This window comes from Yersinia sp. J1 (assembly GCF_050586585.1).
Classification (GTDB): domain Bacteria; phylum Pseudomonadota; class Gammaproteobacteria; order Enterobacterales; family Enterobacteriaceae; genus Yersinia; species Yersinia entomophaga.
This window is the reverse complement of record NZ_JBOBDP010000002.1, coordinates 1-13,801: the sequence shown is the minus strand read 5'-3', so window position 1 is coordinate 13,801 and position 13,801 is coordinate 1. Positions and strand designations below refer to the sequence as shown.

Here is a 13,801-nt window from a genome sequence, read left to right as displayed (position 1 = left end):
GTCTGTTCCTTAGTTTAATGCTGCGTCAGTGAGTGCATCCGCCAGGTGGAGCTGGGTTTGCTGAGCAGATTGCAGGCGAGACTTGAGAGTGTCACTGATAAGTAATAGGTCATTGAATTTGGCAACAATCCTTTCTTTTTCTTCTTTAGGAGGGACGGCGATCAAACAACCTCTTAATTGAGTTTTATTGATTGAGGCAAGATTAGTCGTTTGTTTGCTTGAGCCTGAAAAATACTCTCTAGCAAATGGGCCATTGAGAAAATTTGAAAGCCAAACTACATCCTGTTCTGGCAAGATTTTACGAGCTTTAAACACATGGTTTTGGTGTGCCATATATGACATGTCATTTTCAATCCAAATCGCTGTTCGACCAACTTTATCCCAATCCCCACCTTCAGTAATTAATAGGTCACTGTTGTAAACTTTGTATTTTTCCATTTCTTCAAGCGGGATTTCTGTGGTTTTTACAACGCTGAGGTCAATATAACCACGTTGGACATTTGCAACACTAAGATATGGAACTGTGACTAATTTCCTGCCCTGCAATTTTCGCCCTTTGGTAATGCCACTTTGTATATCGACAATATCTTCAAACCGGCACCATTCCCACCCCACTGGCAACTCAAACGGTTTTTCCTCTTCACTAATCGGCGGCAAAGGTTTTTGTTTTTTAATTTTCCCTTCTTTCACCAGTTGCGTTTTTTCCTGCTCAATACGATTTAGCAGTTCAGAGGCAGGTTCATCGTTCGGGTCTTGCGGTACCAGTTTGCCCATCACTGCCAGTTGCAGAATGGTTTGCTTAAGTGCGTCGATACTGGCTTCAGTGGTAAACAGCGTGTCGAAATACTGGCTGATTCGCGCCCAGTTCTTGGCGAGTTCTTCGGCATTTTGGCTGGCGGTAAGCGTTGCCAGCAGCGTTTCAACCAACTGATAATGCGCATCCAGACTGGTCAGGGATTGCTGTTCAAGTTGATCGCAGAGGGACATGAGTTCGTGAACTTTGCAGATAATTCGGTTTTGTTCAGCTTTAGGCGGAAGTGCAAACACTGTGGCAATAAGTTTTTCTCTTGAGATATTCGGTTGAGCTCCACCAGCGCCCATGCCTATAAAAATCCGCTTGTAAGCTTTTAAAAGAGTTAATAAATAGACATTCGAAATTCCACTATATGGGGTACAAGCACATACTGCCTGATTAGTAGTACCGCGAACATTTAGGATCGATGTCTTACCAATTGTAGCTCCATACATCGCAATTAATACATCACCGATATTATTATCTCGGAGTGAACATTCTTGCAAAGCCAATTCTGTAACTGTCTCCTCTGAATCCGAAATGAAATCTGAGGAAAGCTCGCCTGATTTAAACCACGGAATATTACCATTATAATATTCTGAATTAGAGCGGCTTGGCGTAGAACCAGCCCCCCAATTACCTATGTCATTTAAATAACACCATTCCCAACCATCCGGTAATTCAAAGGGTATTTTGGAGTTTGTAATTTTTTCAAGTGTTTTAGGCTTTCTAATCACTTTACTCTTAACTAGTTCATCTCTTTCTTTTGCAATCTGCTTCAGTAATTCAGAAGCCGGTTCATCATTCGGATCCTGTGGCACCAGTTTGCCGCGCACGGCCAGTTCGAGGATCAGCTCGCGCAGCTTTTTAATGCCGTACAGCTCAATCTTGCCAGAAGTTCCGCGCCCGGCAGTGGAGCGGGTGCGCAGGGCGGACGTCCAGGTATCGATATGCTGGGTGATCAGTTGTTCGACAGCCATCAGTTCGCTCCTTTACCGGCCAGCGCAGCACCGAGGATGTCGCGCAGCTGGTTACGCAGTTCGCTGATTTCAGTTTGCTGCTGCTGATACTGACTTAGCAGTTCATCCGGATCATGGCTGATGGTTTCGCCCTGATAGGGATTTTTAATGTCGAGGTTGAAGTTGCGGGTAATGATTTCGTCGATGCCCACTTTCCAGGCCTGATGGCTCTCTTCGCGGCTGGCAAAGCCGTCGGCTTCATCGCCCCACCAGTCGATTTCAGTCTGAAATTCTTCGAACTTCATCGGGCGGGTTTTGTTGTAGTTCTTCACGCCTGCCGGGTACGGATGTTCGTAGAACCAGATGTCTTTGGTCGGCTGGCCTTTGGTGAAGAACAGAATATTGGTTTTGATGCCGGTGTACGGGCTAAACACGCCGTTAGGCAGACGCACGATGGTGTGCAGGTTGCACTCTTCGGTCAGCATCTTTTTGATTTTGGTTTTTACGCCTTCACCAAATAAGGTGCCGTCCGGCAGCACCACGGCGGCGCGGCCTTTATCAGCCAGCACTTCGACGATCAGTTGCAGGAACAGATCGGCAGTTTCGCGGGTCTGCATCTCGGCCGGGAAGTTCTTCTCAATGCCATCTTCTTCGGTGCCACCAAACGGCGGGTTGGTGACAATCACGTCAAGCTGCTCATCCCATGAGGAGAGCGGTTTGTTCAGCGTGTTGTCGTGGCGGATTTGCACCGGTACTTCAATGCCGTGCAGCAGCATGTTGGTGGTACACAACAGATGTGGAAGCTGCTTTTTCTCAACGCCAAAAATCTGCTTTTGCAGTATCTGATGGTCATCGGTAGTTTTGACGTAATGCTCTTTGACGTGGTCAAAGGCACAGGCCAGAAAACCGCCGGTACCGCAGGCCGGGTCCATAATGGATTCGCCCAGTTTCGGGTCGATGCGGTTCACCATAAAACGCGTTACGGCGCGCGGGGTATAGAACTCACCGGCGTTACCAGCGCTTTGCAAATCACGCAGGATCTGTTCGTAAATATCGCCAAACAGGTGGCGTTCATTGCTGTTGCTAAAATCAATTTCGTTCAGCTTGTTGATGACCTGGCGCAGCAAGGTGCCGTTTTTCATGTAGTTGTAGGCATCACTGAAGGCCTGCTTCACTACAAAACCGCGCGGATTAGTATCAAGCGGCGCAGTCAGGTTCTTTAGCGCCGGGAACAGATCGTCGTTAACAAACTCCATCAACGCATCGCCGGTGATCCCTTCATTATTGGCTGCCCAGGTGCGCCACAGATAACGCTGCGGGATCGGCAGACGATAATCATCCTGCTCAAGTTCAAGCTCTTCTTCCTGGGTATCAAAAATTTTCAGAAACAGCAGCCATGATAGCTGACCAAGACGTTGAGCATCACCATCGACACCGGCGTCTTTACGCATGATGTCCTGAAGGGATTTAATGACGGAGCTAATAGACATAGTGGTTTCCATACTTCAAAAAATGATGCCACCGGCAGCCAAAGCCACCGGTGGCAGAAAAGTGTCGTGCAATCAGGCGGAGCGTGGCGATGGCTGGTAGATTTCGTTTTCCAGTTCGTTCACGGCGTTTTCATAGGATTTTTTATCGCCAAAGCTGTTTTTGATGATTTCTAACGGGCGGCCAAGGGTATCGAAAGGTTTCAGTTTTAGCACCTGAATATCTTCAATTTCGTGCACACCCTGATCGGCATATTTGTCCAGCAGCGTATTCAGGACGTTCTGTGCAGGCGCGGAATATTTGGTGAAGTAATTACGCTTACGCACGTTGTCCGCGCGTTCCCGACGCGTCAGCGGTGGCTGACCGTAAACGACGTGGCAGAGCAGATCAAACGGGTCGAGATCTTTACCCACCTCTTCCGCCAGCACTTCCCACAAAATACCCAGTTCCTTCAGTTCGTCAATGATCACCTGTTTGCGGGTGGCAGACTGCCACTTACGGGTAAAATCATCAAGCGATGCGTAGTCTTTGTCTTTCAGCAGGGTTTTGCGGGTGTAATCCTGGAAGGATTCGGTGACCAGTTTTCCGTCCGCATCGTAATACTGAACGCGTTTTGCCAGCACTTTCACCGGCACGCCATTCACGTAGAATTTACGGATTGGACGCTCTTCATCTTGTTCAAAAGGCGCGAAATCCGGATCGGGTGTAACGTTATATTCCCCCGGTGTTTCTTGTGCTGCGAAGACATCAGGAAGCGGTGTTTCATCCGTAGATTCATCTTCCAGCATTTCATCAAACTCAGAATCCGGATCGGAGATGTCCTCCGGCGTGGTGCGGATCACTTTTTCCGGCACGCCATCAAAGCGTTCATCGGCAAACAGTTCGGTGGCTTTTTTGAAGTCGAGAATGGTGAACCACAGTTTGCCGAATTTCTCGTTGATACGCGTGCCGCGCCCGATGATCTGTTTAAACTTGGTCATGGACTGAATGTTTTGGTCCAGTACCACCAGTTTACAGGTCTGGGCATCGACACCGGTACTCATCAGCTCAGAGGTGGTGGCAATAACCGGATACGGCTTTTTCGGATTGATGAAATTATCCAGCTGCGCCTTGCCGATATCGTCGTCACCGGTAATTTTCATCACATACTTTTCATTCTTCGCGACCTGCTCTGGGTTCAGATTCACCAGCGCCCTGCGCATACGTTCTGCATGATCGATGTCGTTACAGAAGATGATGGTTTTATCCATCTGATTAGTGCGTTTTAAATAATCGGTGATGGTCTGTGCCACCAGTTGCGTGCGTTCATCAATCACCAGCGTGCGGTCAAAATCTTTCTGGTTATAGATGCGGTCATCCACTAGCTCACCGTTTTTATCCATCTGCCCGATAGTAGGACGCCAGCCTTGCAAATCGACGTCGATATCCACGCGCACCACTTTATAAGGCGCGAGAAAGCCGTCTTCAATCCCTTCTTTAAGCGAATAGGTATAAACCGGTTCGCCGAAGTAATCGGTATTGGACACTTCGTCAGTTTCTTTCGGGGTTGCCGTCAGGCCGATCTGCGTGGCGCTGCTGAAATAATCAAGAATTTCGCGCCAGGCGCTGTCTTCTGATGCGCTGCCGCGATGGCATTCGTCAATCACAATAAGATCGAAGAAATCAGGAGCAACCTGTTTGAAAGCTTTCTGATGTTCTTCCGGCCCGGTGATGGCCTGATAAAGCGCCAGCTGAATTTCATACGCCGGGTCGATATTTCTTCCGGTGACTTTTGCCATTGCTGTGCCGAAAGGCTGAAAATCATTATTTTTGGATTGGTCGACGAGGATATTGCGGTCGGCAAGGAACAAAATGCGTTTCTTATTTTTTGCCTTCCATAAACGCCAGATGATTTGAAAAGCGGTGTAGGTTTTACCGGTACCGGTCGCCATCACCAGCAGTACCCGCTTTTGTCCAGCAGAGACGGCGGCTATGGTTTTGTTAATCGCCTGAAGCTGGTAATAACGCGGTGATTTACCGGTGCTGTCATCGTAATAATCCTGACTAATAACCGGTAGCTGCTCAGCGGTAAATCCTTTCCAGACGCAATATTTTTCCCAAAGCTGTTGCGGTGTCGGGAAATCGGCAAGTGATATTTCTGATTCGAGTTGTGAGGGATTGGTTTTGTCGTGAAATATAAAACCATCGCCATTGGAAGCAAACACAAAAGGCACATCAAGCAAACGAGCGTAATCCAACCCTTGCTGCATACCTTTGCCGATCTCATGCTTATTGGCTTTCGCTTCTATCACTGCGAGTGGTAATCCCGGCTTATGGTAAAGCACAATATCAGCGGACTTCACCGTCAGGCGTGCCGCCAGTTTTCCGCGCACTACAACCTTGCCATCGCGGAGTTTTACCTCCTGGCGTATCTGCGTCATCACATCCCAACCCGCCTCTTGAATCGCAGGCAGGATGAATTTTGTGATGATGTCCGTTTCGGTCAGATTAGTTTTGTTAACGCCAGCCATAGCAGAGTTCCCAACGATGGTGTGTGTCTTCAGATTAACTTACAAAGGTGTTTTAAATCATGACTTAAAACTAGGTTTTAATCCATAAGCCAACACAGCGTGTGCCTTCACGAAAAAATCGTGATGAAAAAATATCTCAGGATCACCGATAATTGTCCTCTCATTGAGAAGACTAGTTAATGCAACTCTTGCAACTCTGGATTAGCGGGAAGCGCCACAATATTTTCTCTACCAAACCATTCTGTCAGCTTAATCGTAGCGTTAGCAGTTAGCTCTTGAGTAAATAGAACTGCAAGACGTCTTTTAGGGCGCGAGCAAGCAACATAAAAAAGATTACGGTTGTTCTCAAAAAACTCGAGCTTATCCGCCGGTGGCCCTGCATCAATCCATTCTAACATTTGTACGAAGTTGTATTTATTCCAGCCACGTCCAACAATGACGAGCACGTTTTCAAACTCCGCGCCCTTTACACCATGCTTAGTTGCAAATGGGGTGTTGCCATCAATAAAGCAGTCCAGCGCAATAATTTCGGTATAGGAAACATTCCGCAATTTGCGCAATTGCGTTACTCGGCGGGGTTCTTCATCTACCGGTTCGGCACCGCTCTCCGCCAGCTTAAGCTCACGTTCCTCAACTGCTCGAGGTAGCCGCATGTGTGGCTGTGCCGCGATAAAATCCACAACCTCACCAATTGATCCTCTTAACCTGAGCTCAATTAGAGAATTCATGGATTCAGTCCAAGCGATCTTGTCTTGATGCCTGCGAATATGTGGCATGCTGGTACCAAAAGACTCAAACATGTCACTATAGCGGCGATCAATAAAAGCCGAGCACGCAGGCTCAAGCTGATCGGTCAAAAACTTGATATGCGGATCTTCCTTCTTGAGCCATGGATCCTTGTATTGACCGTAGATAGGTGGAATGGTGGCATAACCTTGTTCACGGGCTAGCACGTTGTGGCTAAGCATGAGAATTTTAGTATTTTCGACAGAAAAATCCCAGCCCGCAGAAATGAGGTGAGACTTGAGGTAGTTAAAATACGCTTTGGCCGCTTCGGGAGTCGTATCACCAGTCCAGTGGCCACCGCCTTGCCCATTACGACGTTGACCTGCCCACTGGTTAGTATGAAATACACGGGCCTCGCCAGGTGCATCAGGTTCACTAACCATCTGCGGTAAAGCCGGACGCATGCGATTTAAGACACGTACAATCGGATCAACCGAACGAAAATTGGCATTTTTATCAATGATTACAAGAGAAGCGTGTTCGACTAAACCACAACCTTCTCCATAGATTTTTTGCCAATGATCACCAAAAAGGCCAATGACGGGCCCTTCAGGGCGATCCAGAAACCAATCTTTCAAAGCAGTAATAAACGCAGAATCAGTATCTTGGTATTCATCGATTAATAAAATTGGGTAACGAGCACAAAAAACAGTACGAAATTTTGGTAAATCCATTGCTTTAATCATCAAAGCCAACACATCTTCATGGCGGATCGAGACTTGATGCTCAGCCACACTCGGATATCCCAATTCATAATGAACTCGCCGAACACCGATGCCATCCACTTGCTCAAGGCGCTCAGCCCAGTCAGGGAGAAGAGGAACAAACTCACGCAACATTGCCTGAAAATCTTTCAAGATTGACCAGCAAAATCCATGTACGGTCTCAGGGCATACTGCTGGGTGCGATTTAATTCGCGAGATAATTTCGTCTTTAGCAACATTAGTGTAGGTAATGCAGCCAACTTGTTGACGCTTACGAATCAACTCGCTACCGCGTTTATCGATTAGCCAACGGAGGGCTTTTTCCAAAGAGAATGTCTTGCCTGCACCAGCACCAGCCTCAAGACGAAAACTTCGATCTTGTTCAAGGCAATCAAACATGCGTTCTAATGCCAACCGTCCCGCAGTATCTGCCGGGCTTTCATGAATTTCAGTAGTCATTAAGCCCCCTCACCACTCATCTCAATCCCAGTTACAGCAGCGACAATATCTGATGGTGTCACTTGTGGTATCACTACGACTGGATTGCCTTCAGCAAGCCATCTTAAACCTTCTGAAATATAGCGAGGCACATTCCACGTGGTATTTTCAATTGCATAGGTCAATGCAAAAGTTGATTTTTTTTGATCAGCGGCATGATCGTAAGCAAGTGTTGCACGATCACCGTCACCAAGTGCGAAGCTTTCGAAATTAGCTAAGATAAAAGCATCTTCGAAGCTGCGCGCACATGGCCCACCATCCATTTCAGGTACCTGATATGCAAGGCGACGGCTATCAACAATCTTATTCACATGAGACTGAGTTAATAATTGGGTCGGTGTAATATCATTATTGGCGAACCAAGCTTTGATGCAGCCGTTACTCGTGAATTCACCATTTGCAACAGGTGCTGCAACGCGTTTGTTGTCTGCATTACGCTTCACCGAATCAATATCGGTAATTATCAGCGTGCGTAATTCGAGAAAGGACAAGAGGTCAAAAAATCTGTGTGCGTAAGCCCCTCCAACTTCCATCACTGTCAAATACTGGCTACCAAGTTGTGGTTCACCTGGAGCTGCAGCATCAGTTTTACGAATCATCGCAGGTAATAGCAGTCGTTCAGAAGTGCCCTCAATCAAGACGGCTTTATCTGCAAAGAACAAGTCGCATCTAGTCAAAGTCAAATATTGATATAAAAAATCACGTTCAGGAACAGGTGCATCCCCCATCCCCTTACGCAGATCTTTGACTACCGACTGTCGGAAACCATCATTGCCTTCCCGAGTTAGAAAATATCGCATTGACTCAAAACGTGCTTCATTCGCCATATGTGGCGAATGGGTGCTAATGACAAACTGAACCGGCCAGGGTTTGTTCTCATTGAGCTGTGTTTCGAAAGCTTTTGCTATTTTACTCAGTTGGCGAATAAAGACTTCTTGCATCTGTGGATGCATATGGGCTTCTGGCTCCTCAATAAAGATGAGATGCACTCCCGCAGCGGTTGGAGTTGCCTGATATTCGCGGAAAAAACGCAGGAGTTGGAGCAAAATATAAACGAGGTTACGCATTCCGAGCCCATTATAAGTCTCAGGCAGAGTAATCCCATTAACACCGACATAGCGGACTTTCGTGTGATTATTTAGCAACTTATCGACATCAAAGCTGGTCTCAGTTACAAGCCCAGGATCAGCTAAGCCAGGATATCCGAATAAATCAAATGTGGGTAATAGGGAGGTCAGTTTTTCATTGAAACCAGCATGAAGCTCTGTCTGAATCTGCTCAACAGCCGTTTTGAGTTGTGCCGCAGTTGTACGTTTATTACTATCTATCGGATCAGTTAAAGCTGATTGAAAAAGAACTTCAATAATCTTTCCTAGTACATCGCGTTCACGGTGAGTATCATCATCCAGACCACGCTGAGCATTAATAAATCCACCATTTATCAAAATCTTAATCGTTTTTAGGTCAAGATTTTTACGGTTGGTTGAATCATTTGGATCAACAGCTTCAAGCTTGCATTCATACGACTGGGGTAAACGCGTCTCAACTGCGCGGAATAGAGCTGTACGCTCAATATTCATTCCCTCAGGAAGTACAGTAACGTCAGCAAAAAGTGATTCAGTGGCTACCGAGTTAGGTCCAAAAGTGAGAACCATACGTACAAAGTTACAATCAGGGTTAAGGTCGATTATGCAGTCACTTATTGGCCCTAAGTCCGGGGACTCAACGTCATACTCCACATCAAGCTTAATTATAATTGACGGCAAATGATGATAAATATCCTCACGTGATTCTCCTGCTCGCAGTGCCTCAAATGCAGACCAATAGCCCTCATGACTTCCAAGCGAAAAATCTTCAAGCCTGAACGAAGGGCCTTTATCAGATAAAAGTCTACGAAATAATTCAGCAATTGAAGTTTTACCACTGTTATTACGACCGACGATTAGCGTAATTTTTTCTTCAAGCCCAAGAGATACATTTTTTAGAAGCCGGAAATTTTCTATTTCAATATTTTTAACTAGCATATGCTCTGCTTCCTGCGTATTAAGTTGTCAAAAATAACAATGAAACCTCAAGCGTATATAGATGACCTCAATCCTGACTTTCTATTTCGACAGCTAATGTCGGAGTATTGCATTCTAATGTTGGTTAGCCTGTTTACCGACAATCACTTACGAAGCAGATTTTCTCTTCAGGAATAAGTGATATACCCCATAATAGAACAGATTAATCTGTAGTCGGTCACATAAAAGATCTCCTGATTATCAATGTCTTGTTCACCCATGAAAAAGACCCAGGCTTTATCCTGCTGCCCCTTATCTTTGGCGTCTTTCGCTTCTTCTTGAGCGGCCTCCAGTTCCTTACGAAGGACGGTACGTTTAGCTTTAGACCAGTGCGCCCATTCAATATGGATCTGGTAAATTTTCGATGGTTTGCCGCCTTCCCATTCACCGGACAAAGGAATAATGAGCAGTTCGTCATCGTAGCTTAATCTCTGCCACAAAAGCTGAGCATAAAAAATCTTTGCATCAGGATAAAGTTGTATCGGAGGTTTGATTTTTTTGAAGATAGTCATGTAGTTATTTCCAGCAACGCCGGGCACATTAAGTGACATATCGCGGTCATGAGGAAAGCGGATAAATGCGCGGCAAATCTGACGTATTGAATTAACCTGACGACGTGATTCTCTCGTGGGCGCATTGCCTTCACTCAACGATGAAGATGCCGGACGTGTAGAACTTGGTTTGCTTGCTCCACCAGTTAAATCGAGGTCGATAGTCGGTCGCTTATCTATGAGTTTCAAACCTGAAGGGGATAAGCCTGGAGCACTGTCCAGTATGTGGCGCACGCTCTTCTTCTGCCCTTGACGAACAATAGCGCTTTCAGCATCTGCGTCACAATCAGGAAGATGCTTGGTGTGGCGCTTCTTTTTAAAATATGCCCTGACCTTCTTATCTTTTTCCCATGCGGCTGGTTGCATTGTAATACCGCATCCCCAGCATTCATAACCATCCGTATCCACATCATCAAGCATCCAGAGGTTTTCAGCTTCGATAATTTCACAGGTGTGTTTATCGCGGGCAGATTCCATTGGCTTCTCCTTTTTAAACCGCAATCATATTCAACTATTAACGCGAAATTTTCATCGTACTGGTCGAGTAAAAAGGTAACGCTATAACTATCACTTCCTACCTTTCTTAAGCACTACGAAGAAAGCTTCTTTTATATTTTCATCCTTCCTTGACCAATCCTGTACTGTGCGTCCCAAATTGTTTTCTTCCATAATAATTGGTTGTCTTCTTTGGTTATAACTTGGAAGTAGGGCATTTTCATTGTTTATTTTTTCATTCTCGCTCTGAATGAAAAACCACAAATCAGCTGTAATTTCATCAACAGCCGTGATCTTATTTTTCCAACCACCCTCTGGTACTTTAGCTTTCAAAAGGCGAACGACTTCAGCTTTGATTGACGTATATTTCTCCCCTCTGCTTTCCCCTGCCTTTTTAGCTCTCCCAATCTGCTCAAGTTGAACCGAATGCCAGTGAGTATCCCATTCATCACGTTCACGAGCCCCATCCCAGGCCCCACAGTAATACATTGCATCTTGGAGGTGTCTGCATCCATCAGCCGAAAGGTTGGCATTATGCTTAATCATACCGAGATGAAAATAACCAAATGATAGATATAGATAAAAATCATACTTCCCTTTATGCACCCCTTTAACCCATGCATCTGCTGAGTCAATTTTTAGTAATTCCTCCCCCATCTGTAAGAAATCTTGTTCACTATGCTCCTTTTGTTTTTCACTAATCCACCGACAAGCGTGTTCCTCATAGAGTTTCAGCAGCTCAACAGCTGAATCCCCCCTTCTTTTTAATCGCTCGAACTTAGCTGTACAAGCACTGCTCATTTTTATAAATAATCCGTCCATTCCATTGTTATCCATAGGTTTTAAAAAAAAACTACGCGAACTAGATGTATTTTTTTACTTTTAGCTCACGTATTTCACCAAGCTGACGCCATCGCTAGTCTTTGCCTTGTCCAGATACAACCAAACCGGAGCAAAGCAAAAAATGTCCACACCAAATGTAAAAGTACTACGTTTGCCTGAAGTTGTTAATAAGATTGGCATCGCAAGATCGACTATCTACGACTGGCTGAATGCCAAATCACCGCGCCACGATCCGGCATTCCCGAAACCTTATCCTCTGGGTAAACAATCTGTTGGCTGGCTTGAGTCCGAACTTGATGAATGGGTTATTCAGCGCAAACCCGCGTTACCAACCCCAAGCAGCGTTCGTAGCTGCCAGTGAACTTCCCCCTGAATTAACGAAAACTACGACGGAACATACACGGAATGCCCTTATCCGGCAGGGTAAGGCGCATCCGAGATGTCGTATTTGTGCATATTTGATTTGAAAAAAGGAAAGATAGAAATGATGCAATTACCATCAGCCCCTGCATTTCAGCAGCAATGGGCCCCCATACCGGCTTTTCCGACACATGCCTTCCCACCGGTAATTCAAAATGCAATGAGCGTCCTTCTGGATGGGGGGAAATTTCCACCCGAGTTGGTCGCTAATGCAGTTTTCGCCGCTGTATCGCTTGCCTGCCAATCGCATGTTGATGTACTAAATCCTTGTACGAACATGCCAGAACCGTCTTCACTTTTCCTTATGACGCTTGCTGAGTCAGGCACGGGCAAATCAACCATCAGCAAACAGGTGATGAAACCTTTTTATGCTTTCAAAGCTCAGTTAGCCATTGAGTACCAGGAGACATTATTCGCATACAAGCGCGACCATGGTATCTGGAAGACCAGACAAAAAGCTCTGGAAAGCAACCTGCGTGCGGCTGTCAAAAAAGGCCAGCACGGTGATGAAGAGCAAACTGAGTTAGAACAACACTCCGCTATCGAACCAGTCAGGCCTGTAGCCCCCGTTCTTGTCTACAGTGATACTTCTCTGACTGCCCTCATTGAGGGATTAGGCCAGTATTCAAGTGCAGGTCTGATTTCCGATGAAGCCATTATTTTTTTTGAAAGTAGCATCAAAGATAATCCTGGATTCTTTAATAAAGCCTGGGATGGTGATGTGTATGAACACAACCGCAGTCATCGAGAGCCCCGTAGTTTCAAGCCGACACTAACGTTATCTTTAATGTTACAGCCTGCTATTTTTCTCGATTACATGAATAAGCACGGAGATAAAGCCAAAGCCAGTGGATTTTTATCTCGTTTCTTATTTACAAAGGTGGCCTCTCCACTGAATAACCATTGCCCTTCTCTCGGTACAGGGCACCGTCATGGTCATCATTCTTTTGCCCGTGACGAAACGGCATTACACCACTTCCATGCCCGGATTCAGACATTACTGGTCAAGCAAAAGGAACAAATCTCTTCAGGGAATACTGAAAAGAAGACTCTGACACTTTCGGCTGAAGCAGCAGTGAGTTGGGAACATAAACGCCACGACTGGACCTTTCTGGCAACGCAGGGGCAGAAGTGGTCCTGTATTCATGAGATGGTGCAGAAGGCGAATGCTAATACTTTACGGGTCGCAGCATTGCTTCATTACTTTTCCAGTCAGGAGACTGATATCATTTCACTCGATACCCTTGAACGGGCGTCTACCATAATGGAATGGTATCTCAACCATGCCGCATCTTTCTTTTATCAGTTCACGCCTGAATATAAATTTCAGCAAGATGCGAATGAACTTTTCCAGTGGATTCATCAGAAATTCATGTCTAATGGTTGTATTCCATTTAAAAAGAACGACGTTATCAAATATGGGCCTAACAAGTTACGCCGCAGTGAAAAACTGGAGCCATTACTGAACAGCATAATATCTACGGGCAGTGTTTCTTACGCAAAATCAAGCCCTCATTCAGCGGTGTATATTACCTGGCGCATGGCAAATGGTTACTATGCTCCAATTATTGAGCATCCGACAGGTACGTATTCACTCCCACAACAGAAGCCTAAGTGAATTAATCAAATACTCTTATTTTGATACCGATAGCCAACAATAAAAAGCAGCTCAATGTTGCGGTATTGCTATC

9 protein-coding genes are annotated in these 13,801 nt (G+C 45.7%); 2 read left to right on the top strand and 7 right to left on the bottom strand.

Annotation, left to right across the window (positions count from 1 at the left end; all coding sequences use genetic code 11):
• Positions 1-9: 9 nt before the first annotated feature.
• The 7 genes from ACQ4OC_RS04775 to ACQ4OC_RS04745 all read right to left on the bottom strand — a co-directional run bounded on the left by ACQ4OC_RS04775 (position 10) and on the right by ACQ4OC_RS04745 (position 11,669).
• Positions 10-1,773, bottom strand: coding sequence for a restriction endonuclease subunit S (locus ACQ4OC_RS04775; protein ID WP_430970989.1), 1,764 nt, complete (start codon positions 1,771-1,773; stop codon positions 10-12).
• Positions 1,773-3,242 (bottom strand): N-6 DNA methylase, encoded by a 1,470-nt coding sequence (locus ACQ4OC_RS04770; RefSeq protein ID WP_430970988.1) that lies wholly within the window; start codon positions 3,240-3,242, stop codon positions 1,773-1,775. Before ACQ4OC_RS04770 ends, ACQ4OC_RS04775 begins: the two co-directional genes overlap by 1 nt.
• Before the next feature lie 72 nt (positions 3,243-3,314).
• Positions 3,315-5,750 carry an EcoAI/FtnUII family type I restriction enzme subunit R gene (hsdR, locus tag ACQ4OC_RS04765; RefSeq protein ID WP_430970987.1) on the bottom strand — a complete coding sequence of 812 codons (2,436 nt, stop codon included), beginning with the start codon at positions 5,748-5,750 and terminating at the stop codon, positions 3,315-3,317.
• Positions 5,751-5,926: 176 nt separating this feature from the next.
• A complete protein-coding gene (locus ACQ4OC_RS04760) occupies positions 5,927-7,699 on the bottom strand; it encodes a UvrD-helicase domain-containing protein (RefSeq protein WP_430970986.1) in 1,773 nt (590 codons plus the stop codon).
• On the bottom strand, positions 7,699-9,762 hold the full coding sequence (locus tag ACQ4OC_RS04755) for an ATP-dependent nuclease (protein WP_430970985.1): 2,064 nt from the start codon (positions 9,760-9,762) through the stop codon (positions 7,699-7,701). Before ACQ4OC_RS04755 ends, ACQ4OC_RS04760 begins: the two co-directional genes overlap by 1 nt.
• Before the next feature lie 167 nt (positions 9,763-9,929).
• Positions 9,930-10,829 (bottom strand): hypothetical protein, encoded by a 900-nt coding sequence (locus tag ACQ4OC_RS04750; protein WP_430970984.1) that lies wholly within the window; start codon positions 10,827-10,829, stop codon positions 9,930-9,932.
• 90 nt (positions 10,830-10,919) lie between these two features.
• Positions 10,920-11,669, bottom strand: a complete 750-nt coding sequence (locus ACQ4OC_RS04745) for a hypothetical protein (protein WP_430970983.1) — start codon at positions 11,667-11,669, stop codon at positions 10,920-10,922.
• A 142-nt stretch (positions 11,670-11,811) separates the two neighbouring features.
• Here ACQ4OC_RS04745 and ACQ4OC_RS04740 point away from each other — a divergent pair, with 142 nt between their 5' ends.
• On the top strand, positions 11,812-12,051 hold the full coding sequence (locus ACQ4OC_RS04740) for a helix-turn-helix transcriptional regulator (protein WP_430970982.1): 240 nt from the start codon (positions 11,812-11,814) through the stop codon (positions 12,049-12,051).
• A 123-nt stretch (positions 12,052-12,174) separates the two neighbouring features.
• Positions 12,175-13,728: a YfjI family protein gene (locus ACQ4OC_RS04735; RefSeq protein ID WP_430970981.1), complete on the top strand. Its 1,554-nt coding sequence runs from the start codon at positions 12,175-12,177 to the stop codon at positions 13,726-13,728.
• The last annotated feature ends 73 nt before the right edge of the window (positions 13,729-13,801 follow it).

Excerpts from the sequence above, each read along its gene's own strand:
- ACQ4OC_RS04745 (WP_430970983.1), bottom strand. The coding sequence starts at position 11,669 with ATGGACGGATTATTTATAAAAATGAGCAGTGCTTGTACAGCTAAGTTC.
- ACQ4OC_RS04735 (WP_430970981.1), top strand. The coding sequence starts at position 12,175 with ATGATGCAATTACCATCAGCCCCTGCATTTCAGCAGCAATGGGCCCCC.
- ACQ4OC_RS04775 (WP_430970989.1), bottom strand. The coding sequence starts at position 1,773 with ATGGCTGTCGAACAACTGATCACCCAGCATATCGATACCTGGACGTCC.
- hsdR (WP_430970987.1), bottom strand. The coding sequence starts at position 5,750 with ATGGCTGGCGTTAACAAAACTAATCTGACCGAAACGGACATCATCACA.
- ACQ4OC_RS04740 (WP_430970982.1), top strand. The coding sequence starts at position 11,812 with ATGTCCACACCAAATGTAAAAGTACTACGTTTGCCTGAAGTTGTTAAT.
- ACQ4OC_RS04770 (WP_430970988.1), bottom strand. The coding sequence starts at position 3,242 with ATGTCTATTAGCTCCGTCATTAAATCCCTTCAGGACATCATGCGTAAA.
- ACQ4OC_RS04755 (WP_430970985.1), bottom strand. The coding sequence starts at position 9,762 with ATGCTAGTTAAAAATATTGAAATAGAAAATTTCCGGCTTCTAAAAAAT.
- ACQ4OC_RS04750 (WP_430970984.1), bottom strand. The coding sequence starts at position 10,829 with ATGGAATCTGCCCGCGATAAACACACCTGTGAAATTATCGAAGCTGAA.
- ACQ4OC_RS04760 (WP_430970986.1), bottom strand. The coding sequence starts at position 7,699 with ATGACTACTGAAATTCATGAAAGCCCGGCAGATACTGCGGGACGGTTG.